This is a genomic window from Bradyrhizobium huanghuaihaiense (assembly GCF_025200885.1).
Classification (GTDB): Bacteria; Pseudomonadota; Alphaproteobacteria; order Rhizobiales; family Xanthobacteraceae; genus Bradyrhizobium; species Bradyrhizobium huanghuaihaiense.
Genome location: NZ_CP104172.1, coordinates 8,788,271 through 8,813,443 on the forward strand (window position 1 = coordinate 8,788,271; position 25,173 = coordinate 8,813,443).

Annotated in this window: 14 protein-coding genes and 2 pseudogenes; 8 read left to right on the forward strand and 8 right to left on the reverse strand. The window is 60.7% G+C overall.

Annotation, left to right across the window (positions count from 1 at the left end):
- Window positions 1-295: 295 nt before the first annotated feature.
- From N2603_RS41015 to N2603_RS41030, 4 genes and pseudogenes are all read right to left on the reverse strand, one after another.
- A complete protein-coding gene (locus N2603_RS41015) occupies window positions 296-1,357 on the reverse strand; it encodes a DUF7146 domain-containing protein (protein ID WP_260386654.1) in 1,062 nt (353 codons plus the stop codon).
- Window positions 1,357-5,679: a strawberry notch family protein gene (locus N2603_RS41020; protein WP_260386655.1), complete on the reverse strand. Its 4,323-nt coding sequence runs from the start codon at window positions 5,677-5,679 to the stop codon at window positions 1,357-1,359. Before N2603_RS41020 ends, N2603_RS41015 begins: the two co-directional genes overlap by 1 nt.
- A gap of 183 nt (window positions 5,680-5,862) precedes the next feature.
- Window positions 5,863-7,980: a ParB/RepB/Spo0J family partition protein gene (locus N2603_RS41025; RefSeq protein ID WP_260386656.1), complete on the reverse strand. Its 2,118-nt coding sequence runs from the start codon at window positions 7,978-7,980 to the stop codon at window positions 5,863-5,865.
- Between the two features lie 103 nt (window positions 7,981-8,083).
- Window positions 8,084-8,401, reverse strand: a pseudogene (locus tag N2603_RS41030) (zincin-like metallopeptidase domain-containing protein); the annotation flags it as partial.
- A 276-nt stretch (window positions 8,402-8,677) separates the two neighbouring features.
- On the opposite strand from N2603_RS41030, the gene N2603_RS41035 reads away from it, so the two are divergent.
- The 4 genes and pseudogenes from N2603_RS41035 to N2603_RS41050 all read left to right on the forward strand — a co-directional run.
- A complete protein-coding gene (locus N2603_RS41035) occupies window positions 8,678-10,030 on the forward strand; it encodes a serine hydrolase domain-containing protein (protein WP_260386657.1) in 1,353 nt (450 codons plus the stop codon).
- Window positions 10,031-10,267: 237 nt separating this feature from the next.
- Window positions 10,268-11,494, forward strand: a complete 1,227-nt coding sequence (locus N2603_RS41040) for a tyrosine-type recombinase/integrase (RefSeq protein WP_260385881.1) — start codon at window positions 10,268-10,270, stop codon at window positions 11,492-11,494.
- Window positions 11,491-12,435, forward strand: coding sequence for a tyrosine-type recombinase/integrase (locus tag N2603_RS41045; RefSeq protein WP_260385882.1), 945 nt, complete (start codon window positions 11,491-11,493; stop codon window positions 12,433-12,435). The genes N2603_RS41040 and N2603_RS41045 overlap by 4 nt, the downstream gene beginning before the upstream one ends.
- Window positions 12,436-12,494: 59 nt before the next feature.
- Window positions 12,495-13,262 (forward strand): annotated as a pseudogene (locus N2603_RS41050) (tyrosine-type recombinase/integrase); the annotation flags it as partial.
- A gap of 41 nt (window positions 13,263-13,303) precedes the next feature.
- Here N2603_RS41050 and N2603_RS41055 read toward each other — a convergent pair.
- The 4 genes from N2603_RS41055 to N2603_RS41070 form a co-directional block, all read right to left on the reverse strand.
- Window positions 13,304-14,158 carry an ArdC family protein gene (locus tag N2603_RS41055; RefSeq protein WP_260386658.1) on the reverse strand — a complete coding sequence of 285 codons (855 nt, stop codon included), beginning with the start codon at window positions 14,156-14,158 and terminating at the stop codon, window positions 13,304-13,306.
- 431 nt (window positions 14,159-14,589) lie between these two features.
- Window positions 14,590-14,760, reverse strand: a complete 171-nt coding sequence (locus N2603_RS41060) for a hypothetical protein (protein ID WP_260386659.1) — start codon at window positions 14,758-14,760, stop codon at window positions 14,590-14,592.
- 140 nt (window positions 14,761-14,900) lie between these two features.
- The gene (locus N2603_RS41065) at window positions 14,901-15,425 is read right to left on the reverse strand and encodes a thermonuclease family protein (protein WP_311740869.1); all 525 of its coding nucleotides are present in this window, start codon (window positions 15,423-15,425) and stop codon (window positions 14,901-14,903) included.
- A gap of 18 nt (window positions 15,426-15,443) precedes the next feature.
- Window positions 15,444-15,629 (reverse strand): hypothetical protein, encoded by a 186-nt coding sequence (locus tag N2603_RS41070; protein ID WP_260386660.1) that lies wholly within the window; start codon window positions 15,627-15,629, stop codon window positions 15,444-15,446.
- A gap of 180 nt (window positions 15,630-15,809) precedes the next feature.
- On the opposite strand from N2603_RS41070, the gene N2603_RS41075 reads away from it, so the two are divergent.
- From N2603_RS41075 to N2603_RS41090, 4 genes are read left to right on the forward strand one after another with little or no spacing between them, the layout of a single operon-like run.
- On the forward strand, window positions 15,810-17,990 hold the full coding sequence (locus tag N2603_RS41075) for a hypothetical protein (protein ID WP_260386661.1): 2,181 nt from the start codon (window positions 15,810-15,812) through the stop codon (window positions 17,988-17,990).
- Window positions 17,977-22,350, forward strand: coding sequence for a DEAD/DEAH box helicase family protein (locus tag N2603_RS41080; RefSeq protein WP_260386663.1), 4,374 nt, complete (start codon window positions 17,977-17,979; stop codon window positions 22,348-22,350). Before N2603_RS41075 ends, N2603_RS41080 begins: the two co-directional genes overlap by 14 nt.
- Window positions 22,350-24,608, forward strand: coding sequence for a hypothetical protein (locus N2603_RS41085; protein WP_260386664.1), 2,259 nt, complete (start codon window positions 22,350-22,352; stop codon window positions 24,606-24,608). The genes N2603_RS41080 and N2603_RS41085 overlap by 1 nt, the downstream gene beginning before the upstream one ends.
- On the forward strand, window positions 24,601-25,173 hold the full coding sequence (locus tag N2603_RS41090) for a phospholipase D-like domain-containing protein (RefSeq protein ID WP_260386665.1): 573 nt from the start codon (window positions 24,601-24,603) through the stop codon (window positions 25,171-25,173). Before N2603_RS41085 ends, N2603_RS41090 begins: the two co-directional genes overlap by 8 nt.

Here is a 25,173-nt window from a genome sequence, read left to right on the forward strand (position 1 = left end):
GCGGCCTTCGTGGCGATCACTCAGACGGCGGGCGGAACGGGCCAGAACCCGCAAGGGCCGAAGCGGCAGCGGAGGATGGCGAAGACCGGCTATTTTGCTTCGCGATGCAAAGCGCGCCGGTTTGATGGCTGTTATGTATGCGCATCGCCGGCGCGCGGCGGAAAATAGCCGGACGTAGCCATTGCCGGCCCGGTCCGGTTGCGGTCCGATCGCCCTCTAGAAGGCCGTGGTCGCGTCCTCTTCCGGCAGTGGCCGCACCGCGACCGACCTGTCGACGCCCATCGAATGGCCGGGGCTATTCCGCGGTTGCCATCGACGAATGCAGGAAGCGGACGACGTCTTCTGGGACGAGTTGCAGTAGCAAGGCTGCTCGGAGGGCCTCGAGGCCGAAGATGTGCAGATCTTCGTTGAAGTCGCCCTGCCGGGGCGACAATGCAATCGCTTCAACGCCGGCGTTTTCCGCGCGCTGGATCAGAGTAGCCTGCACGGCATCTCCGGCCGCATCTGCGTCGCGGGCGATATAGAGCCGACGCAGGCCAGACGGCAGCAACATGGCTGCGAGGTGATTGGCCGAGAGCGCCGCAACCATAGGCATAGTCGGCAACACGTAACGCAATGAAAGCATGGTCTCGATTCCTTCGCCGGCGGCGAGCACGTCGTCCACCACGCCGAAGCGAACAGCGTTGCCGAGCAGGTCGCCCATAGCCCGTCGTGGTGTTTCGATTGGAGCCTTGCCGAGCCGCACGCGATCAAAGCCGTCTGGATCGAGCCAGGTGCGATGCACGCCGGTGATCCGTCCTTCGAGATCCGTGACAGAACCTATCATCGCCGGCCAGGTTTCAGTCGGCAAATGCTCGTCCGGTCGGTAGTAGCAACGTGGGTGGAAGCGCAGGCTACCACCATGGTGGATTTGGCTTATTCCACGACGTTGCAAATACGTTTCCACCAACGTCCGTTCGATGGGACCGGATATCGCATAAAGTCGACGGGCGGCTTCTTGCGATCCGGCCGGCACGACTGGACGAACGGGTCTCGGGAGTGATTGCTCCTCAGAACGAGGCAGCTTCAGAAAGCGCCTCGCTTCCTCGGCGACCTCTCGGAAGTCTCGCAGGGCGAGACTTTCGCGGATGATGTCGAGGAGATCGCCATGTTCCCCAGTCGCGGCATCGGTCCACTTGCCGGCTGGACCCTTCGGCGATTCCTGGAGCCGCACAAATAACGAGCGGCCCGGGGTGTTGTGGACGTCGCCAACCACCCAGTACCGCCCCGCCCGCTTACCATTGGGGAGATAGTGTCGGCACACCGCCTCGGCCTCGCGCGCGAGGCGGCGTGCCAGCTCTGAGACATCGCCGGACATTACGCGGCCTCCCGCTCACTGACGCCCGTAACCGGATAGGTGTCGAGCACCCTCGACAGAACCTCAATGCCGCTCGCGTCCGTGGGTACGAACATGCGCAGCTTCCAGGAGATGATCTCCCCAAAGAGGCCGTAAGCGCGGAGACGATCGCGCATCGTGTCGTTGAATCCGGACAACTCGATGCGCCATGCGCCCATCACCCGGACGCGGCGAAGCTGGAGCCCCTCCGCGAGGTCGAGGACGGTGCGTCCCTCCATCACCGCGGCAAAAGCAGCGTCCGGTGACAGCGCGAGCGCGTCCACCGAAATGGCGTTTGCGACCCACGCGGCAGAAACCTTGCGGCCGATGATGCGTTCGCCCGCATCGGTTTGGAGCCGATAAACGCGGGTCGATTCGTTGGGCAGGCGTTTCCAGATGGGTAACAGCAAGCCGGCTACGACGTGGATCGTGCTTTCCGTGAATTCAGGCACCTCGGCAAGTTCCGCCAGCCAGGCTGCGGCGAAGCGTTCACGGTCCGCATCGCCCCAATGGCTCTCCGCCATCATGGTCAGGGACACCCTGTGCTGTTCCATCGGCCGGATCAGGCAGACGCGGCGCTCGATCTCGCCGTCGTCGAGCATGACGCTCGCTGTTGGGACCTGCACGGCGGCTCGTCCCGAGCGCTCATTGATCAGCAGGACAGCGCGACGATCGGAAAGGCGATCGAGAGCGTCATCCAGGTTCACAGGATGATTGCGCTGGCGCTGGGTGATCGTGAGCAGCCGGGTCTCGGCGCCAGTCCCCGGATGGACATAGATCGTTCGCCGGTCGGTGACGACAAAGCTTTCAGCCCGGAGCGTTTCCAGCCCGAGGTCATAGGTGCCCGACGCGACTGCACCTTCGATTCGAGTGGTCAAGAGCTGCTCGAAGGCGGTGAACAGGACATTCTGCAGCTCGATGGTGAGCGCCAACAACCTGTTCAGGAAGGTCGTGATCGGCGGCAGATCATCCCTGAGCCCGTTGGCGTCCATGAGCTTCAGGCCGGTCGCATCCTCGAACGCTTCGAGCGAGCATCCGTCGACCTTGCCTCGCACCAGCAGCGTGTAGAGTTGGCGCAACGCGTCACGTCCGTACTGGCTTTCGAGATTGTCCTCGGGCCTGAACAGGCCCTGCCCTCCGGTCTGGCGCTGGCCGCGCGTAATGGCTCCCAACGTGTCGAGCCGGCGGGCAATGGTGCTGAGAAAGCGCTTTTCGGCCTTCACATCGGTCGCGATGGGACGAAACAGCGGTGGTTGCGCCTGATTGGTCCGGTTGGTGCGGCCGAGGCCCTGAATCGCGGCGTCGGCCTTCCAACCCGGCTCGAGCAGGTAATGGACCCGCAAGCGGCGATTCCGGGCCGACAGTTCGGCATGGTAGCTTCTCCCCGTGCCACCCGCATCGGAGAATACGAGGATGCGCTTGACGTCATCCATGAAGGCGGAGGTCTCGGCGAGGTTGGCCGAGCCGGCTCGGTTTTCGACGATCAGCCGGTCGCCCTTGCGAATGATACGGCGCGAGCGGCCGGTCACTTCGGCGACCATGTCGGTGCCGAAACGCTGTACGATTTGATCCAGCGCGCCGGGTACCGGAGGCAGCGAGGCGAGTTTTTCGATGAGGCGGCCGCGTCGTGCCACGGCTTCCCGGCTCTCAACCGGCTGGCCATCGCGATAGACAGGCCGAGAGCAGAGGTTGCCCTCCGAGTCGGTAAAGGGCTCGTAGAGCTGGACCGGAAAGGAATGAGCGAGATAGTTGAGGACATACTCGCGCGGGGTGATGTCGACCTGGACGTCGCCCCATTCTTCAGTCGGGATCTCGGCGAGCCGGCGCTCCATCAGGGCTTCTCCCGTCGACACGATCTGGATGACCGCGGCGTGTCCAGCCTCAAGATCGTGCTCGATCGATCGGATCAGCGATGGCGTCTTCATCGAGGTCAGGAGGTGGCCGAAGAAGCGCTGCTTCGCGCTTTCGAAGGCAGAGCGTGCCGTAGATTTGGCCTGCCCGTTCAGCGTTCCCGTTGCGCCGGTGATGTTGGCGGCCCGCATCGCAGCATCAAGGTTGTTATGGATGACGCTGAACGCACCGGCATAGGCATCGTAGATGCGGACCTGCTCCGGCGTAAGCTGGTGCTCGACGAGATCGTACTGGACGTCCGTGTAAGAGAGCGAGCGGGCCGCGTAGAGACCGAGGGCCTTGAGGTCGCGTGCCAGCACCTCCATCGCCGCGACACCGCCCTCCTCGATCGCTTCGACGAACTCGGCACGTGTGGCGAACGGGAAGTCGGCACCACCCCACAGGCCGAGGCGTTGGGCATAAGCGAGGTTGTGGACCGTGGTTGCGCCTGTCGCCGATACATAAACCACGCGAGCATTGGGCAAGGCGTGCTGGAGCCTCAGGCCCGCACGCCCCTGCTGAGAGGCGGCCTGGTCGCCGCGCTCGCCCTTGCCCCCGACTGCATTCTGCATGGCATGGCTCTCGTCGAAGACGATCACTCCGTCGAAGTCGGAGCCCAACCATTCAACGATCTGCCCGACACGCGAAAGCTTCTCGCCACGCTCGTCGGTGCGTAGCGTAGCGTAGGTGGCAAAAAGGATGCCTTCCGAAAGCCGGATCGGCGTGCCCTGGCGAAACCGGGACAGAGGCGTCACGAGCAGCCGCTCCATGCCGAGCGCGGACCAGTCGCGCTGCGCATCTTCGATCAGCTTGTCGGATTTACTGATCCAGACCGCCCGGCGGCGGCCCTTGAGCCAGTTGTCGAGCAGGATGCCAGCGACCTGCCGCCCCTTGCCCGCGCCGGTGCCATCGCCCAAGAACCAGCCGCGACGAAAGCGAACGGCGTTCTCTGCGTCATCGCGCGCGGCCGCCACCAGATCAAAGGTCGCGTCGACGGTCCAGGAGCCCGCGAGAAAATCAGAATGTGCTTCGCCAGCATAAATGATGCTCTCGAGCTGGGCGTCCGACAGGATTCCATCTGCCATCAGATCCGAAGGCAGGTGCGACCGGTAAGACGGCTTCGGCGGCGCAACGGACGCCATCGCGGCGGACTGCACGAGCTTGGTCGGATGCGCGGATGATCCGGGAATACGGATCGACTGCAATCCGTACTCCTCATAAAGAGCATCCGTGATGCGGGCGCCTTCCGGCGGGGACCATTCGACGGTCTCATACGCAAGCTCCACACCTTCTGGCGCGCTCCCTGAAGTGGACGACGGGCTTGGTGCAATGGTGAAGCCGGTCGACCGGGACATTGCAGGGCGACTAGCGATGTCGGCTACGTCCGGCGCGGCGACTGGCAGCCTCGGAGGCACATGCTGGGTTATCCAATTGAGCAAGGTGGCGACATCGCCGGCGATGCCTGGCGAAGCGGGAAAAGCCTTCGGATCGGCGGCGGGACACTTGTCGATGACGAGCAGCCTCGTGTCGGTCTGAGTGCCGTGCTTGGCGTAGACCGCGCCGTCGATCGCGGCAGAAAACACGACCCGCCCGCGCTCCTGGAGGCGAACAAAGGCATCAGCCCACGCCGGGTTTTCCGGCGCAAGGCCCGCGCCAGCGATGGCGACGAGGCGCCCACCGTCGCAAAGACGCGCGAGCGCCGAAGCGATGTGCCGGAAAGCGGCATCCGCCATCCGTCGATCGACATTCGCCACCGCGGAGAACGGCGGATTCATCAGGACGACGCTCGGCACGACGCTCGCATCGAGGTGATCATCGATCTGCGCGGCGTCGAACCGCGTAACCTTCACCTTGGCAAACAGGTGATCGAGCAACGCCGCGCGGCCTTCGGCGAATTCGTTCAGCATCAAAGAGCCGCCGGCGAGCTCGGCAAAGATGGCGAGCAAGCCTGTCCCCGCAGACGGCTCCAGAACGCGGTCGGCAGGCGTAATACCGGCTGCGGTGCAGGCGGCGAAGCCAAGCGGGATCGGTGTCGAGAATTGCTGAAACGCCTGACTGTCCTCGGAACGCCGCGTATGGGTCGGCAGACAGCTCGTGATTTTCGCCAACATTGGCAACATTGCGGCCGTCGAGCCCGCCTTGGTGCGCATGGCCGGGCCGAACTTACGAAGGAAGAGAACGGTTGCCGCCTCGCAGACGTCATAGGCGGTCTTCCAGTTCCAGGCGCCGGACGCGTCCGAGGCGCCGAAGGCGGCCTCCATGGCACCACGGAGGACGGCGGCATCGATGCGACGGCCGCGCTCCAGATCGGTCAATATCTGTCGGGCGGCCTTGAGGGCGGCAGAGGTGAGGGTGGCAGCGGCACGCATCGAGAACGGCGCGGCAGCAGCGCCGCCCGCGAGAGATTCGGTCATGGCTGGATTTCTTTCGGAGAGCAGGAACGGGTCGAGCCGCCGCGCGCTCTCCTTAAGACACGGCGATTCAAACCCTTCCCGGCCCACCTCTGCCTCTCAGACCTCGGCAAAAAAATCGGGACCGGCGCAGTGCACCGGTCTCCGACCAACACAGGACAGCCGGAGCCATCCCGCACCGTGACGTCACTCAGCCGCGTCCAACTGTTGTGGATCCTCGTCGCTGGCGTTCTCCTGATCCTCCCCGTCGGCGAGAAATTCGGGCAGCGAGCCCGCTTCGCCCTTCTGCCCCACTGGCACCGCAGCGGGATCGACGAGACGCAGCGGCTCCGGCAACCAGCCCGAGCCATCGAGAAGACGCTCGGCCTCCTTGGCCATGTCGGCCTTCTTCAAGTGGTCGATCAGTTGTGCCGACGACTCGTCCCTGGCTTCCCGCACCGCCTCTAGAATGCGCGGCTTGGTGACCCGGCCGAGATAGTTGTCGACGGTCGGTCGCCAGCCAGCCTGCACCATGTCGAGCGCGACGGCGCGCGCCAGCACATCAGCTTGGTCGAGACGCGTGCGGACACCCTGAGCGGAGACACGGCCCTGATTGTAGCGGTTGGCCGGCTCATAGACGGCGTTGACGGCAAATGATGCACAGTGGGCGAACAGCGACGCCTGTGCACCACCGTCGAGAGCCGTCAGCGCCTCCCAGAGATCGTTCTCGCTCTTCGGCAACCGTGCCTTCCAGGCCTCATGCCGCGTCTCGACAGCTTTGGCGGAGACGCTTTCCCTCAGCCCCGGAGCTTGAGCGGGAAAGGTCGGTGTGCGAAGACCAATCTCGAGACAGCTTTCGGACGATGCGAACCGGTAAAAGGCCGTCAGCACAAAGTTGTGCAGCACCGCCTGAAACGCGATCGCAGGGTTTTCTGCCAACGCATCCCGCAACGCCAGTGTGCGATGCGCCGTCAACTCGGTGATCAGCCGATCCGGCAGAGGCCTGGCGGCGTCCTCATCATCCTCTTCAGCATCAGGAGCACTACTCGCAACCGCGATCACCGTGCGCTGGACGGAAGGGCTCTCTTCTTGACCTTCGGTCGACGACGCATCGGCGCCCTGCTCGACATCAGGATCAGTTGTCGGGGCCTCGTCCTCCGGACGGACGTAACCCCGGTCCACCGAAAGGCGTCCTTCGGAATCGATGCTGATGAAAACACCAGCTCGGGCAATCTCGGTCGGATCGTAGAGCATCGGCCGATCTTCGAACGCCGCCAGCGCCAACTCGATTTCGCCGAGACGCTGATCGACCTCTTGGGGCAATTCGTCGGCATCCTGGTAATCGGTTTCAAGCTTGGCCTGCTCGGCATTCAGGGCATCGATGGTGGCCTGTTCCTCAGGCGAGAGATCGACAGGTTTGCCTTCGATTTCTCGCAGGCCTTGAGTGTGGCCGTAGGAGAACTCTACGGCGACTGAGATCCACTTCCAGCCTTCGGCAGCAATCGTCTCAGCTTCGGCTTTGAGCTTTTCGGTTACGAGGCGGTCGAGCAACACGACGTCCTGAAGCCAGCCGCCGTCGTCGTGCTCGAACAAATCCCGCAGAACGCCGCCACCCGCGTGCTGATATTTATCGAGGCCCACAAACTGCGCCCGGCGATCGGAACCGCGCACGGTGTTCTCGGTGAGCAGCCGGCGGATCTGGTAAGGCTCGTCATAGCCGGAACGGCTGACGTTCTCCCAGACTTGCTCCTGGCGGGCGTGATCCGCAGTGACTGAGAACGCCATGAGCTGCTCAAGCGTCATGCCGTCCTCGGCATAGACCTCATGCAACTTCGGCGAGACCGACGCCAGGCGCAGGCGCTGCTTGACGATCGCAGAGTTTACGAAATGGCGCGCGGCAATGTCTTCCTCGCTCATGCCGAGATCGCGGAGCGTCTGGAAGGCCCGAAACTGATCGAGCGGATGCAGGCCGACCCGCTCGTCGTTCTCTGCCACCGAATCGTCTTCAGCGATGCCCCCCTCGCGAACGACGCACGGCACCGCCTGCGTCTTGGACATCCGCTTCTGTTTCACCAGGAGTTCCAGAGCGCGATAGCGCCTGCCACCCGCCGGCACCTCGAACATGCCGGTCTCGTTGCCATCTGCATCAACGACGGCTCGGACACTCAGACTTTGCAGAAGCGTACGCTGCGCGATGCTCTCGGCGAGCTGCTCGATCGAGACACCGGCCTTGACGCGGCGAACGTTCGACTGGCTGAGTACGAGCTTGTTGAACGGAATGTTCCGGGAAGGCGACAGCGTGATCTTTTGGACGGCTTTCGTCATTTTGGCTCTCCACGACGGGCGGCCGAAAGACTCTCTCTCGGCTTCCAACCCGTCGCGAACAGCCTCACCTCCTCTCACTCTCGCGCGGCCACGAGGCCGAGCATCACGCAGCCTTGTGACCGGCAACAACCGAGTCCAGCAACGCGGGCTGAATGGACCCTGGAACGAAGTCGAGCAAATAGTCTGCGGCCTTACTCGCCTGCGAAGCGGCACGCACGATGGCCCGATTGTCTTCGCGGAGGACTTCGAGCCAGGAGCCGATATAGTCGGCATGGCGCACGGTCGGGACGATCCCGAGCGACGCGCAGCTGAACGCGGAGCTCAACTCGGCGACCAGTTCTTCGAAGGCATATTTCTTCGTACCGTAGGATCCACTCTGGTCGCGGTTGAGGCGCGAGGGATGCCCAGTCGCATGACCGTTATGCCGATATCGGCATAATGGCCATTATGCCGTAAGCCGGATTATGCCGAATTTTCGAGAAGGCCGTTGGAATTGGACGTCGTCAATGCGCTGACAGTCGGCATAATCGCGCCAACTATACGAAACGCATAATCGTTCCGAGAGGCCTTTCTTTGCTGACATTGAAGCCGTTGCAAAATTCGCTATTCTGCAACGTAGCTGAAGTCGGATTCAAAATCGTCGCTTTAATCGGGAATTTCGCGACAGTTCTTTTAGGATATTGGAAGGTCGGGAAATATGCGGCGCGTCCAGAAACTATTCCTTTTTGTTGTTGCAATTACAATGATTGGGATTTCGGGGATAATCGGCTGGCTAACCTTCAGCCCGCCCGATGGACTTCTATCGGCATCGGCCGTTGCGGCAAAAATGGTTTGTTCGAACGTCTTCATTGCCAAACGCGACGCGGCCTCCGTCATTGGAAGCGATGTAGCGTTTGCGCTCCCTCATGTCGCCAACCGTCTGAAAATCTCGGTGGACCCCGCCAACCAGCGTGTCGAAGTGGCATTTCGCGGCCTCTTCGCCAAACGCGACGCCCAATATGAGGACGGACGCGGTTGCACGCTGGTCTCGAAGGACGAAATCCCCGATCGCGCCGCGCCGCCTTCACGTCCGGCAAAGCCTGATGCGCTCTGGCCGGCCGGCGAGAGGGTGCAATTGTCCGAAGACAAGCGTTTGCTGGCAGCGCTGAACGATCCGGCTCTCCAAGGGCCCGGCATGCGCGCGATCGTCGTGGTTCAGGACGGGCGCATCGTCGCTGAAACCTATGGCGAAGGGTTTAGCGCTTCGACGCCCTTGCAGGGCTGGTCGATGACGAAGACCGTAAACGCTGCCCTGGCCGGCATGGCGATCAAGGACGGAAAGCTTTCGCTCGATCGACAGAACTTATTTCCGCAGTGGGCCGGCGACGCGCGTGCGGACATTTCCGTGGCCGATTTGATGGCCATGACGAGCGGATTGAAATGGAGTGAAGCTGGCGATTCTCCCGACCCTGACGGGTTGGAGAATCTCGCAAAGGATGCAGCGGCCTTCGCGAGGGATCGACCGCTCGTCGCCCCGCCTGGAACGAAGTTCAACTATGCCGGGGGGTCATCCGTCCTATTGGCCCGGCTCTGGCAGAACGCGGTTGGAGCGGACGCGCGAGCTTATCCGCAGGAGCGATTGTTCAAGCCTTTGGGCATGACCAGCGCCGTTCTCGAAGCCGACCCTTCAGGTACATTCCTTGGTGAAGCTTTTCTCTTCGCTAATGCGCATGATTGGGTGCGTTTCGGCGAATTCCTGCGCCTGAACGGAGAGTGGAACGGCGAACAGCTTTTGCCGGCGGGCTTCGTCGATTACATGCGCTCGCCTGTGCTGGTTTCCGAAGAGGGACATGGCCCGGTCTACGGTCGCGGACAGCTTTGGTTGGGGCCGGGCCAGGGATTCCGACTTCCAGCCGACACGTTCATGATGCAAGGGCACCTGCGTCAGGTGATCGCGATCATCCCCTCGCGTAAACTGGTGATCCTGCGCATGGGATTGACGCGGGAAGATATCGGTTACAGCACAGCGAAACTACTTCAGGCGATTGCCGCGGCGTCGCAAAAATCCTAAGTTTCACGGCAGATCGCCCCCTCAAATCTAAGCCCCCTCAAATCTAAAGAGAATTCGTGTCGCAAAAATCCATCGCGAAAGTCGGCGATTTGCGACCGACTTTTGCGGCACATCGGGCTTTCTGTAAGCGGCGGCCCTGCCACTTGCGCTGATCCTCAGCGCGGGAACGCCGATGGCTAGTTACATATCGAGGTTTTGATGGGAAGTTTGTTGCTCCAACAACATGGAGCACAAGAAATGGAAATATCCGACAAGATTACCTGCCTCGATCCCTACTTCGTATCATTCGAGGAAAGTCTTTCTTCAAGGAACTACAAGCCAGAGACCTTGGCGAACTATCGCTACCTGCTTCGACGCTTCGGCCGCTTGCTCGAAGCCGAGAGCATTGTGCCGTCGACGTTGACGCCAGACCTTGCTGTCGCGCTGGGGCGGCGGTTGCCGATCACACCGAAGAGCCAGATCAAGGTTCCCAATCTTGCCAGGCTGTTCGTCCTGCATCTCATCGAGATAGGAGTGGCGAGCCGACCACCGCTTACGCCTTCGCAGGCCGAACGTCACGAACTGCTGAGCAACTTCGAAACCTATCTTCTGCGGCAGCGCGGCCTCAGCCCTCGCTCCGTCTATCACGTGCTCCGGTTCGCGGATCGCTTTCTCCATCATCGCTTCGGCGACCATGTGCTCGATCTGCCGGCGCTTAACGCCCGGGATGTCGTGGCGTTCATGGAGCACCTTCTCTCACGCAAGCGCCCATTCCGCGATAAGACACCGGCAACTCATCTTCGCAGCTTCTTCCAGTATCTGTTCGCACAGGGCCTCACGACGACAAATTTGTCGCTCTGCGTCCCCAGGGCCCACAAACCTTGGGGCGCAAGGCTCCCTCGCTATCTGTCGCTTGATGAGGTGGAGGCTGTTCTGGCCTCGGTGCGCACCAATCCGCGGCACGGCGCACGCGATTACGCAATGCTGCTGCTGATGGCCCGCCTTGGCCTGCGCGCGCCGGAGGTTATCGCTATCCAACTGGATGACATCGATTGGCGCTCGGGCGAGCTTCTCGTTCGTGGAAAAGGGCAGCGCCATGACCGGCTGCCGATCCCGCCAGACGTCGGCGAAGCGATCATCCGATATCTACAGGAGGAGCGAACCTCAACGACCACGCGCACGCGCACGCTGTTCGTGACGCATCGGGCGCCAAACCGCCCGTTCAAGGACAGCCAGGTCATCAACGCCATATTGAAGGAGGCGTTCGCGGCGACGGGCGTGAAGCCGCCGACACCCTACGTGGGATCGCATGTTCTGCGCCACAGCCTGGCGACGAACATGGTTCGCGCCGGCGCCTCGTTGGAAGAGATCGGCGATCTGCTGCGGCATCGATCGCGGGCGACGACGATGATCTACGCGAAGCTTGACACGGATGGCCTGCGTTCCATCGCCCAGCCTTGGCCGGTCGCGGAGGTGGCACGATGAGCTTCCTTGCCGAACTCGACCGCTACCTGACCGTCAGAAGACAGCTCGGCGCCGATCTGAGCACGGATGAGCGGATACTACGTCGCTTCGCTATCTTCGCCGACCGCGATGAAATGAAGTACGTCAATACCAACCTGATCATGCGCTGGCTCGAGAGCTTGTCCTCTGCCAGTACCGGAACCCGGGCAACACGCTTCAGAGTAGCTCGCCAATTTGCCGAATGGTTGCATGGCATAGACCCCAAGCATGAAGCCCCGCCCCGGGGACTGGTGCCCGGTCGCGTTCAACGCGTGCATCCATATATTTATAGTGAGGCCGAAATCGTTGCGATCATCGAGCATGCGCGGACTCTGCCATCGGTCTACGGCATGCGTGGCCTGACGTGCTCGACGCTCTTCGGCCTTGTCGCCGTGACCGGACTTCGGATCGGCGAAGCTCTCGGTCTCGACCCTGCCGATCTCGATGTCGAATCCGGCGTGCTTCATGTCCGGCAGGGCAAGCTCGGCAAGGAACGGTTGCTGCCGCTGGACCCAAGCGTCGTGCAGCGGCTGGAAAGCTACGGCCGCGAGCGGGACCGACTGCTCGGGCGCAGGCCGGAAGCACTCTTCGTGACCTGCGAGGGGCATCGTCTTGGCGATTGCGGTGCGCGGTACAACTTCGCGCATGTATGCCAGCAGATCGGGCTGCGAGAGCCGCAGCTTTATCTTCGGCACGGCCGTGGACCACGCATCCACGATCTTCGCCATACCTTCGCGGTGCGTACCATGCTGAGCTGGTATCGGTCGGGCAAAGACGTCGGCCGCGAGATGATCAAGCTCACGACATGGCTTGGTCATGCGAACCCCGCCCATACCTATTGGTATCTCGAAGCGGTCCCGGAACTGCTGGAGCTGGCCTCCGCTCGGATAACAGGCGCGGCAGTGGAGGCGGAAACCCGATGAAGGCGACCAACTTCCCCGCGCTGATCCAGCGCTTCTTCACCGATCGGCTCGGCACGCAGATGGAAGCGAGCCGCCATACCGTCGCTGGCTACCGCGATACATTTAGGTTGCTGATCCGGTATGCAAGTTCACGGCGTGGAAAGCCACCCACGAAACTGACGATCGAAGATCTCGACGCTGATCTTGTCGCCGACTTCCTGACCCATGTGGAAACGGCGCGAGGCAACACGGCACGCACCCGCAATACGCGTCTTGCCGCTATCCGCTCGTTCTTCCGCTACGTTGCATTGACCGACCCGAGCTGCCTTCTTCATTGCCAGCGCATTCTCTCAATGCCGAACAAGCGGTACGTGAAGCGGAGCGTGACGTTCCTTGATGCTGAGGAGATAGCGGCGCTGCTGGCCGCGCCGGATCGAAAGACGTGGGTGGGCCGGCGTGATCACGTCCTGCTGGTGCTTGCACTTCAGACCGGGTTGCGGGCGTCCGAATTGATCCACCTGCGCTGCAAGGACGTGATCCTCGGCACGGGGGCTCATATCCGGTGCATCGGCAAGGGGCGGAAAGAACGCAGCACGCCTCTTCGTCGTGACACGGCCAAGCTGATCCAGGCCTGGATAGGCGAACGCCTTGACAGCGACGGACCATTGTTCCCATCGATCCGGGGCGAGCGGCTCAGCCGTGATGCTTTGGAACATCTGGTTGGCAAGCATTGCCTAGCGGCATCGCGAGCCTGCCAGCGCCTCGCTGGCAAACGCGTCACGCCGCACACGCTGCGCCATAGTACGGCGATGGAGCTGCTCCATCACGGCGTTGACCAATCCGTGATCGCGCTATGGCTCGGGCACGAGTCCGTGGAAACAACACAGATCTATATCCACGCCGACATGAGGCTGAAGGAAAAGGCACTCTCGCAGGTCGCCAGTCCAGAAATGCATCCCGGGCGGTATCGTCCCAGCGACGAACTGCTCGCCTTCCTCGAAGCGCTCTGATTATGCCGAACCGCCGCATGGCCAAGAGCAGGCGTAACCGCCGCCAAACTCGGCCATGCGGCATAATCCGACTTACGGCATAATGACAGTTCATGCAGAACCGTGCGGTGCCAGTTGATGGGTTCGAAATAGGCCTGCGGCGGCGGGACCTGAACATAGTCTTCGGCTGTGGCATAGAATGCGCGGTCTCCACCAATTCGAAATGGAATTCCGCTGGCCTTGATCAGGGCGTCGACCGTGGGTTCGATGAGGCCAGGCGGCGGAGGCGGCGCAGCGGTGGCGATGCCGTCGGGCAGATCGTCGCACTGATCGGTGTTGAAAACGGTAAATCGCTTCAGGAATGGAATCGCCTGCGCATCTTCGCCGGTCTCGGCGGCACGTCGCTTTTCGTCATTCGGCACGAAACGATCCGCGTAGACAACAGTGGTGCCGCGCTCTCCCTTGCGAACGTGGCCGCCGAGCGAGAGCGCCTGACGGAAGGTGAGCCAACTTTGACCGGCAAATCCGCGCTCGATCACGGCTCCCCAGAGGATGAGGATGTTGACGCCACTGTATTGCCGGTCGGTCGACGCGTTTTTCGGCATGGCCAGCGGCGCTTTCGCCGCGGCCGTACCCCAGGGCTGTACCCATGGGACGCGCCCGGCCTCAAGCTCGGCAATGATCTTGTCGGTGATTTCGTTATAGAGGTTCGCGCGGTCTTGGCCGGCGCACGCACCAACAGTAGAGTTTGGCATCGCGGTTCTCTGCGACGGGCGCCGCGAGCCTCTCTCGCAGCTTGTAACCCGTCACGGAAAAACCCAGCCCGCACTCTTACTCTCAGCCCTTTGCGCAATCTGACTTAGGGCCGCAGGCCCAACCAGGCGTGCGCCAGAGGCGCATCGCCTAAACGCAAAATGGCACCCGGAGAGCGTGAGCATAGCGACCCGAAGGGACACGCGGGTCCGAGTGCAGCGACGAGACCGGTTCAATAGCGGCACCCGGGAACGAGGCAGTGATAGCGATCGCCGCAGGCGAGCCCCTTTCCCGAGTGCCCCCGGCGAGGAGTACCAATGCTCTTGCGCGAGGGATCGAAGCCGCACGGCCGAGACGCAAAGCGGCTCGGTTCACGAGAGCCCGGTGCGGCGGAAGCCGCGCGCGCAAGCGGGAGAACCAGCAGTCGGAGGACCTAAATTTCCTCGCGCGCATTCGTCTGCGCGTCATAGATCCTGGGAAAGCGTTTCTTTAGTTCTACTCCACCCGCCCTGGCACCGTCTCTAGTTGCAAATTCGGCTTTGAGTCGGCCGTCTACTTCAAGTGCATAACCAGAAGCCGGCAGTTCACGGGTGGCAGCAACCATTTCATTCTCATTGTGCAGCGAGGTATTGGGAATGATGACGTAGCGTGAGTCGCCTGAACCGCGCTAGACTAGAGCCGCCCGCAAAAACGCGGTGACCGGTCATCGCACGTTTTAGATTGACGCCTCGCACTGAATCCCCATCAAGGATGGGAATTTGCATCGTCCGAACACGCAGACGGGTTTCCGCTGGCGCGGATGCATGTACGATAGAGCCACGGCTCGATGTAGCTACCCTTCCACATCCCCTCACCCGCGCGCTCAGCTTCGCGCTGAGCTTCGTGATATCTGCCTTTCGAGTATTGAGGCCAATCCAGCGCCAGACCGTTACGCACAAGCCATTCCCCGAGGTCCCTGCCTGCCACCGAACAGGTCGCGACCGTGCGACCATACCGGTCGAGGCTGAGCGGGGTACAGTTGACGGGGCGCCTGGCAATGTAAGCGTCGAGATCGCTCGCAGCCTTCGAACCACAGCGGTATTGCAAGCTGTCCTCACCGCGGCATAGCTGAGTGCTCTCCGGAGCATCCACACCCCAAAGGCGGATCCGCGTTCCATGAATTTCCAACGTGTCACCGTCAATGACGCTGGCCTGACCGACAAAGCTGTCGGCAAGGGCCGTGCTCGATAGCAACAGGAGCATCCATACAAGGACTCGGCGTTTGATCATGGTGTTGGGTACCAGCGATTACCGCAGATTGCGGGGATTGAATTTCGGCCAGTTCTGAGGCGGCTTCAGCACCGGCAAGTTCTCCGGCCGCTCGGGATAATGAAACTCCGTGCCACGCAGCCAGCGGCCCAGGAAACGGTTCCAGAACAGGGTCGCATCCATCTGCCAAGTAAACTCATAGACCTTCCAAACGCCGTCGCTCATTATGACTTCACCCGTTGCGCTGAAGGACAGGCTGTAGACTCATCGCAGTGCTCGCGGATATTTCCCTACGCCAGCAGCGTTCATCGGCCGCTTCGAAAACTCTACGTCGACAAGGACGCCCTCGGCCGCCTGCACACGCAACACCAAGTACGCGGGATGCGTCAAGGCGAAGACCGCGCGTTGGCCGACTATCACAAGGCTCTCGCACGCGCCAAGACACTCACCGGCAAAGCGCTTGATGGGAATACCTACGACGAATTCCAGCATCCGTGCCTTGACGAAATGCTGCCATATGGACCTTGCACCGGAGGCGATGGCCGGAAGCCACTTCTGTGGCATGTAAAGTCCAAGACCGACTTGTTGAAGATCAGCCGCTCTGGCGACGCCGACAACCCGGAAAACGCCAAGTTCTACCTGTTCGGATTGAGGGCCAGCGACAACATCGCGGCGTCGCTCAAATCAATGCCTAAACAGCTCGATATCGTGTTCCTCGACCTTGCTCGAACCGGACGCAATCGGCTCGGACGCGACTGGGAATCCCGCGTTAAAAGCTTCTTGTCAGAGCTGGACCGAAATGTCGGAGCCGTCGCCATACTCGCTCTTACGGATGATCCTTGGACATTCGACAAGCTTCGGTTTGAAACCCTTCGCAGCGCGACATCCGGCAAGAGCCGTTCGAAGCCGGCGCCATCCGACATTATCTTTGCTCAGGCGTCCGATCTTGTCGTCTCGAACAATTCAGCAGCTATCGACTACAAGCCCGTCATTAAACAGGATGCGATCGGCTTTTCAGGTGACGTCGAAACGCTTTTGCGAAGAATTCGGGCAAACGCTCGCGCAGCTTCCGATCTTGGGGACGGTGTTGCGACCGAACTATTGTACCGGCTAAGCGGCATCCTGCGGCGGTGCGCCTCCTTGCCTGGTTCGCGAAGGGACTTTTCCGCCTATGTTGAAATGGAAGCCGGCAGCTGGGCGGCGGCGGACCTTCTGGCCTCGTATCGCGCTGGTAGCGTAATCGCCGAAACCAAGGCCAACATTGGCTCTTGGGCGCAGCATCATCATGCCGAGCTCACAGACCTCTGCGCGAGCGTAGAACTGGTTTGGGCCAACACCTCGCAGCTTACGCCAATGGCGCCCCTGTTGCGTGATGTCGTGAAACGATTTGAGCGCGCGAGTTCGCGTACCGCCATCTTGTTTCGCAACGATATGCTCAGCGATTTTGCCTCCTTCGTTCTCCGCAGAGATGAAGAGATCGGCGCGAACATCGATGCCCGAATTGAAAAGAACATGCTGCTTTTCCTCGATAAGGAGTCCTTCGACGACTTGGCGACACTGCGCACGACCGAACGAAACCAGATAAAGACCCTGATCTGCGTCGCACCGACGCGTTCGCAAATTCTTGCGCTGTTAGCTCGTCCCTGGCTTCCCGACAGCCTCATAATCCTCGCCGACAGCGATACGCTTGCGAGCGCCGCACGGGACGGCTCACGCCTTCTGGCCTATCCAGAATTATCTGCGATCCATAAACGCGTCTCCGCCTTCGTGGAGAAGGCGGGTAAAGCCGTGCACCGTGAGGGCGGCGGGGTCGATCCCATCCAAGGAGCACTGGACGAGGATGTCGAGTTTCCTGCGAGCAGCGTGGTCAATCTCGCCGGAAATGTACGCCCCAATCAACCAACGATCCGGCTGCGCTTCTCCGGGGATCAGGTCATCATAGCGCGGCCCGGCACCAAGCTCATTCTCCTCGATCACTCGCGCGCCGTCCCGATTTTCACAGAGTGCGAAGCGAAAGACGTTGACGTGGGCGAACGCGTTTGCGTCATCGGCGACGCCTTCCTGGAAATGGCTCGCCCCATGCTCAATATCACCGTCCGGGCGGCCGAAGAGATACGCGACTATCACCGTATGGTCCTGGACCGTTTCTCCAGACTTCAAGGAGCGTCCGATCACGACCGGCTCGTCTCCTTAGTCACCGCAATGGGTCTTCCCACCGTCACAGTTCAGCGTGCCAGTTATTGGATCGACCTCCACGACCAGTTATGCGTTCCGTTGCACGACGTGGTGCCCCATGCACCGCGCGAGCGACCGACATTCATGGCCTTCATGGCGGCACTCGGCATCAGCGAAGCGATCGCCGCTCACTTTTGGATATGGGCGGTAATCGCCCAGCGGACGAGCCGGCTCCGCGCTGCCCTTAGTTTCCACGAAGCTTATCGAACGATCCTCATCGATACTTACGCTGCACAGTCGGGCAATCCAGAACGCGCACGGGAAATTCGCCGACTAAAGGCCGCAGCTCAGGATTTCGTCGCCGTGGTGAAGGAAAAGACTGAACACCGAGGCGAACGTGATCGGGCTTAGCGCAGCGCATTTGTCATCCATTTCGCAAGAGCTCAAGGAGGGCGTCTGCAACGCCCTCGTTAACTTGACGATTGCGCGCGTGTCGGGAAGCGATAACGAAGGCCGCATTCTTTACGGGAGATCGCCCCGGCGCGCCATCGTGTCCGGTCAATTGTTGCCACGCTTCGATCCCACTGGCCAGGATGATGAGACCTCCGATATTCGCATTGCCGCTTCAGGCCTCGACTTTCACATCAGCGCTCAGGCGGCTGGGCAATCGACTATAGCCCCGTCATTCTCCGTCTACATACGCGTGCTTCCTGACTGGCACGAGCTGGCCGATGAAGCGCTTGGGCTCGATGTCGATTTCAAGCTGCGCCGCGCTGTCCAGGACGCGATTGACAATCGCTTCCGCCAACTGCGTACCGAGCGCTTTACGGCCGCCCGCGTCGCAACGCCCGATTGGCCCAATCTCAATCCCGAGCAGCGCCAACGCATATATCAACAGCGGCAAGCGATCCTCGAAGAGGTTCGGCGGCAAGCCTATCACGAGCAAGGCATCGAGCTTGAACCGGGTGACGAATCGCTACTGAACGTCAATGGCCCGGATGCAGCGAACCTTCCAGTCCCCAACCCAGGACCTCAAGATGTGCAGGCCGACGGGGCGGACGATCAAAATGCCCAGCTTCGCATCGGCCGCCTCCTGCAGCGTGGCCGATCGGTTCCGTTTGCGCTCATGGAACCCGTAGCCGCTCCCCCCAAGTGGCGCAGGATTGATCTAACCTTTGCTCCTTTGGTTTGGCAATTCCAGACGGATGCCACCCAGTTAGCAACGCAGGTCGGCGACTATTCGCGAACGATGCGCGATAGCGCACTTCGACAAGTCACCGATTGGATCACCTCCCCCGAAGGATTGGCCCAAATCTGGCGTGACGTTCGGGTCCAGCCACAGGATGTCATCTCGGAAGCTGCTTGGAATGCGTTTAGGTGTCGCGCAGCTCAAACGCCTCCGTCTCTACCTGACGTGCTCCCAGCCATCGGCGGCGTGGCCCTTCAACTCGACCGAACGCCTGACTTTGTTGATCCCACGCGAGTTGCGGTGCGCGTGATGCTCGACAATAGTTCTCCCGAGCTTTCACGTCGCGACGCACTCACGCGCTGCGAGGTCATCTTTGTCACGCAGCTTGGCGTTACTTTACCGACTGGGGTCCACCAGCCATTACGGTTAGATCGCGTTGAACCCTCGTATCGCTTCCGGCATTTCATGCACTATGCCGCTATTGGCTTGAATTGCGGCGTTGCGAGCCTGCAGACGGGCGATGTTCTGACGTTACGCACGACATGGTCACCTCGGTTCGTCCAACCCCGGATTGTCCCTCGTGCCCCCAATGCGCCTGTTGCCTTCGCCGATCTGGCCGCAGAGAACCGCGACGTCGCAGATCTCCTGGCCATTCCCCAAGCTTACATAGCCTGGATTGCTCAGGAAGAGACGAGGCTAAGAACAGCCGTACGCGAAGGATTAACTCCGGCTGAAGCGAACATTGAAAGTGCTCGCCTTGAACAGGACCTGCGGGATCAGCGCCGCGAAGCGGGATATATCGAGCGCGGCATTCGCTTACTTAGCCAGTCGCATGAGGCCTATCGCGCCCTGCCATCGGCTAGCGCTTCGCAGCGCGCGACCTTGGAACGCCGCGCGGCGCCTTACCGCGCCTGGTTGATGATGAACGAAAGCTTCCTCAATCGCGATAACGGCGATCCGAGAAGAGGATGGCGGCTCTTTCAGCTCGCCTTCATTCTGGCGCATGTTCCGACATTCGCCTCACGCATGGAAGAGTACCGGGATTCGTTCGATCCTCTGCTCGATGAAGCGGCAGCCAGCCTCCTTTATTTCCCCACAGGTGGTGGAAAATCAGAAGCGTTCTATGGAACATTGATTTTCGCAATGTTCCTCGACCGGCTTCGCGGTAAATCCCGCGGCGTCACGGCGATGATCCGCTATCCGCTCCGTTTGCTCACCCTCCAGCAAGGGCAACGACTCTTGCGCCTTGTGACCGCGGCCGAGCTTGTACGCACCAATCGCGGCATTGGTGGCTGGCCATTCGAGATCGGTTTTTGGGTCGGTGGCAATAACACGCCCAATCGTTATTCCTACGTGCCTGCGATCGTGCCGCGCACAGATGATGCCGACCATCCAGATGACCAGCAGCTTGAAGAAGGGGCTAACGTAATCGATCCCGAAGCGCAGCGTGCCGCCGCGCGCTACCGCGAATTCCGCGCCGCCTTCAATAAGGTCCCACATTGCCCTTGTTGCGGCGGCGCGACCGGCTTACGGCGCTTTGAAAGCGAAGGCACCACGGCGCGGCGGTTGGGCATTGTCTGCTTCGACTCGCGGTGCATTTTCAACCGCGCGCACACCACCCGGACGCCACTACCTTTCCTGCTGACTGACGACACAATCTACGCAAGATCGCCCTCGATCGTTCTTGGAACGATCGACAAACTTGCGATGCTTGGTCAGCGGACGACCACCATCCGGCAGCTTATTGGAATGTTCGGGTTGGCGCGTGGCATCGGTCCCACCGGCCATCTTACGTCGCCTGCCAACGAGGGCGATATCTCTGCATGGCTTACGGGCGATGGTTATCAACCGGTCTTTCCCGCCTTTCGCCAGGGGCAGCGGGTTTTCTTCGACCCGTTCCCATCGCTCATCATTCAGGACGAAGCACATCTCCTCCAAGAGAGCCTCGGCACTTTCAGCGGCCTCTTCGACAGCTTGCTCGAAGAAGTGTTCACCGAGATCGACCAGCTGGCCGGTGGGGAACTAAATGTGTCCCGCGTTCAGCAGGGAAGCGGCACCGGTCGTCCTCGGACCCCGAAAGTCATTGCGGCCACAGCCACCATCTCGAATCCCGATCGGCAGCTCGAAGTCCTTTATCAACGCCTTCCGCTTCGCTTTCCCTGTCCGGGCCCCGATATTTATCGATCATTCTTTGCGGAGCCCGCTCCGGCCCCCGCGGAGAATTTAGCACGCGCGGCACTCGAACAGACCCTTCCACTCTACGACATACCCGAGCGAACCTCACCGTGGATGCGGCTATTTGTGTCGCTGATGACTAACGATGCCACGCACACCGTGACCGCCGTAGCCGTTTTGAGTGCCTACCACTCGATCATCACCGACGTTTGGCGTCGCTCGCTTGATCCCGCGACACGACAAGCGACGGCCGACGATTTGGCAAGCTCCCAAGGAAACGACGAAGGGAGTGCTTGGCGCAGAGACGCGATCCGCAGGGCACTGCAGGCTGGCCGCGAGAACGATCTTTTCGCACTCATCGACCTTCATCGCATCACTTTGGCTTACGTGACCAATAAGAAGGGCGGAGACCAGGTTATGGATGCCTTGGATGCTGCGGTACGGCTCCGCCATCGTACGCGGCACCAACCGCTTGATGGATTCGTGAGCCGGCTCATTTCGGGTGGAATCGACATGAAGGAGATCCAGGAAATTATGGTGGAGGCAGAGGCCGGGAATCCTGGTCAGCCTTATCCGCCACTCGATACGCAGCTCCGGAGCGTCGTTGCGACCTCCGCCATCAGCCACGGCGTTGACGTTGACCGCTTCAACAGCATGTTCTTCGCCGGCCTACCCTCGGATATTGCCGAATATATACAGGCATCAAGCCGCGTTGGGAGAACGCATGTCGGCTTCGTGATGCTGGTGCCAATACCGCAAAGCAGGCGCGACCGGTATGTCGTGGAAACCCACGACATTTTCCATCGCTTCCTTGAGCGGATGATTGCACCGCCTGCCGTCGAGCGCTGGGCCGAAAATGCGATCCGCCGCGTGATGGCCTCGTTGATTCAGACATGGGCTGTCATGCGCGAGATTCAGTCCTTCGTTCGCGCCCCCGACGCGGCAAAAGCTCGTACGGATTGTTTTGAAACCATCAGCCCGATTCGGACACTCATCCGTACCGATCCAGCTGGCCTCGCGGCAGAGTTGGGTAACTTCGTGCTGCGCGCGATTGGTTTTCAAGGACGAGGGGAGGACGCGCTCGGCCGTCCAATCTACTCGGAATTGTACCGGGCACTCGTGGAGCAAGAGATCGCACGCTTCGTATCCAGTGTACGGAACTTCGACACCCCGTTGCGGCTATACGAGTACTGGGAAGACTCGGCCGCCGCATTCAGGCCACCCATGACTTCCTTGCGGGATGTGGATGAAGCTGGCGTGATCGCAGCGGCCAGCTTCGACGCGCGCATCACGCAAGGCCGTCGAACGATCGACCAAGACGACTTGGTCCGGGTCATGCGTGCTATTCGCCAGCAGCGGGGTAGCGTTGCTGAGACCGATGTCGATGCACCGGCGAGGACACCCTGATGACAAATGGCGGACGAAATCAGGGAAACCGGCCGAGAGACTGGCGCAACCGACCACGCCCGGCTGTACCACAGCCGCGTGGTGATGATGAGGCCGATGGAGAACGTCGCCAACGGCCTCCGGTGATGTTTCGATCGCGCACGCAACTCGCGACGACCTACGCGCCCGGCGTCCTTTTCACGTGGGAAGGTGCCAAGGGAATTTGCAGAGCTGTGCCCATCGATCGCGGCGAGGCCCAGGTTTCCGACGCTGCACGGCTTCTAATCTTCGATGGCATGAAGGAAATCGCCTCGACGTGGTTCGCCCGAGCAACCGACCTAAGAGCCCCTGTGGCCGTCCCGATCGAACTCATTCTCGATGATGTCTTCTACGACCGTAACGCCCAGATTGTTGACCGCGATTGGGGACGGATCTTCCAGCTCTGCGATCCTGGCACCATGGGCTATATCCCTTACCCCCTTGTCTATCGGTGTGGGGTATGCGGTCGCGTCCGCCAGTACGACACTATTGCCGATCAGGCACACCATCCTCTGCCCGCTCGATGCGGTAACCACGAGGCTCGATGGTCACAAATTGATGTCGTCTATGTCCATTGGTCCGGACATCTTGAACCACTTAGTCCATACCGCAATAATTTCGATCCAAACCGCCGGCGTGTCACGCGACTGACAACGTGCACCTGCGGCGGGCAAGACTTCTCCCTGAACAGCCAAGCGCCGGTCTTCTCCGATTGGCACTTCGTCTGCGAAAGCTGCAAGTCGCATCGCGACCTGAAGCAGCCCGATCCTCTAACTTTGGAACTCCTTGAGCGGGAGCGACAGAATACCGGGCGGAACTTCGAGCGCATTGAAGTCAACATGTTGCCGGTTTCCTACCGTGCCAATTCTGCGTTCTATCCGCAGAAGGGTACATTCATCGAATTTCGCGATCGTCGGGTCGTCGAACTCTTGCTCCCACAACGTCAAGCTGATCTGCTGCAGCGGTTAGCCGAAATCCATCGCATCCCCTTTGCCCTGCCGTCCGATGAGCAAGTCCGAGCAGCTTTAGACGCGGCTGGCCGTATCGCTGAGTGGGATGACTATATGGATCACCGCGAAATGGCCGAGCGGGCAGCCGGCCGGGGCCAAACGGATCGCGCAGACACACTGTTGCGCGAGGCCGAAGCGATCAGAGAGGCATGGTACACCTCGGGCATCGTCGAGCGTGGCCAGGTGCAGAGCCAAGCGCTTGCTGCCGCAGTAGCGCAACGACGTGAATGGGCACGGCGCTTTGATCCCATTCGGCTGACCATCGAACATGACCGCTTTCTTGCCGAGCACATTCACGAGCGACACGCACAGCACGAATCCATCGACGTCATGGAGCCAGACCGGCTCATCTGTGATGCTGTCGGCGACCCAGTCCGATTGGGCCAATATCAGACTGCAACACGGAATCTTTTTCGACGCATCGGCCTCGATCAGATTGTGCTCATTCGGGGCCTACCGATTTGCGAATTCAGTTTTGGATTCACGCGCGTTTCTTCAACCCCGATCTATCATCGCGAGTTCAACGGACGGGCCGTTCCGATGCCAGTCAGGCTGAATGCTTTTCCCGAGCTTCCGAACAGCCGTCGGCCGATCTACGTTACACAACAGCGGAACGAGGCTCTCTATTTCAAGATCGACGAAAACCGGGTAGGGCGCTGGCTTGTCGCGAACGGCATACCAGGCGCCGACAACGAGCCAGGAAAAACGCTTGGCGCCATTTATCTCGAAAATTACGCCGATTTCGGCGCGTTCCTCGACGAGTTCAAGGAGCGCGAAGGTCGCGGGCAGCCACCACGCTCGATCACAGCATTCATTTATTTGCTGCTACACAGCTTAGCCCACCAAGTGATGCACGCGCTCGCCGATGTTTCTGGCCTTGATCGCGACGGACTTGGTGAGCATATCTTTCCGGCTGATCTTGCCTTTGCTGTGTACCGAAAGGGCATGACGCCTGACCTCGGCAACATCTCCGCCATGTGGCGTAACCACGCGCAGGACTTTCTGCATCGGTTGCTCGATCAAAGGCTTTTGAGGTGCGGCTCAGGATCGCTGTGTGACACGCGCGGCGGGGCTTGTCCAGCTTGTATCATGGTGTCGGAGGTGACATGCCTTGGCGGCAATCAGCTCCTTTCGCGCTCAGCCCTTAAAGGAGGGCCCGCGCCAAATTGGGAGCCGCAGGGCAGCCCGCCTCTGGTTGGCTTCTTCGATCCGGGTCTGGCTCATGACTGATTCCCTGATCGCTCCATCGGCCAAAGCCCGTTTTGTGGTGACCTTACCGCCCGAGCCAAGCCGTGTTGGCGAGCAATTGCAAAAGCTCGCGGGAGCTTCCTTCACGACCCTTACTGACACAAAAGACGCGTTTCTTCACCTTGCTCGGCGCGCTCGTCAACGACTGGCGATTATAACCCCATATATCGATAGTGCTGGCGCGGGATGGGCCGCAGATCTATTCGAAGCTACTCAAGCTGCCAACAAGACACTGGTCCTTCGTGGAACTACTCAGATCGATGCTTGTGGGCCGCAGGGAGAGCGCCTGCGACGCTCTGCAAGCCAGATTTTTGACTATTCACTTGCCAGCAACTTCGCTAATGGCCAGTCCTACACCGAAACTTTTCACGCCAAGATCGTATTGGCGGATGGCGCCGCCGCTTATGTCGGTTCCGCCAATTTCCTCTACCGTTCGCGCGAAATGAATCTTGAGTGCGGGTTTCTTATTGAAGGCAATGCCGTCGCGCCGGTGGCCGTGCTCGTCGAAGCATTATTGAACGTTTTTTCCCGGCAGTCCGCTTTGTAG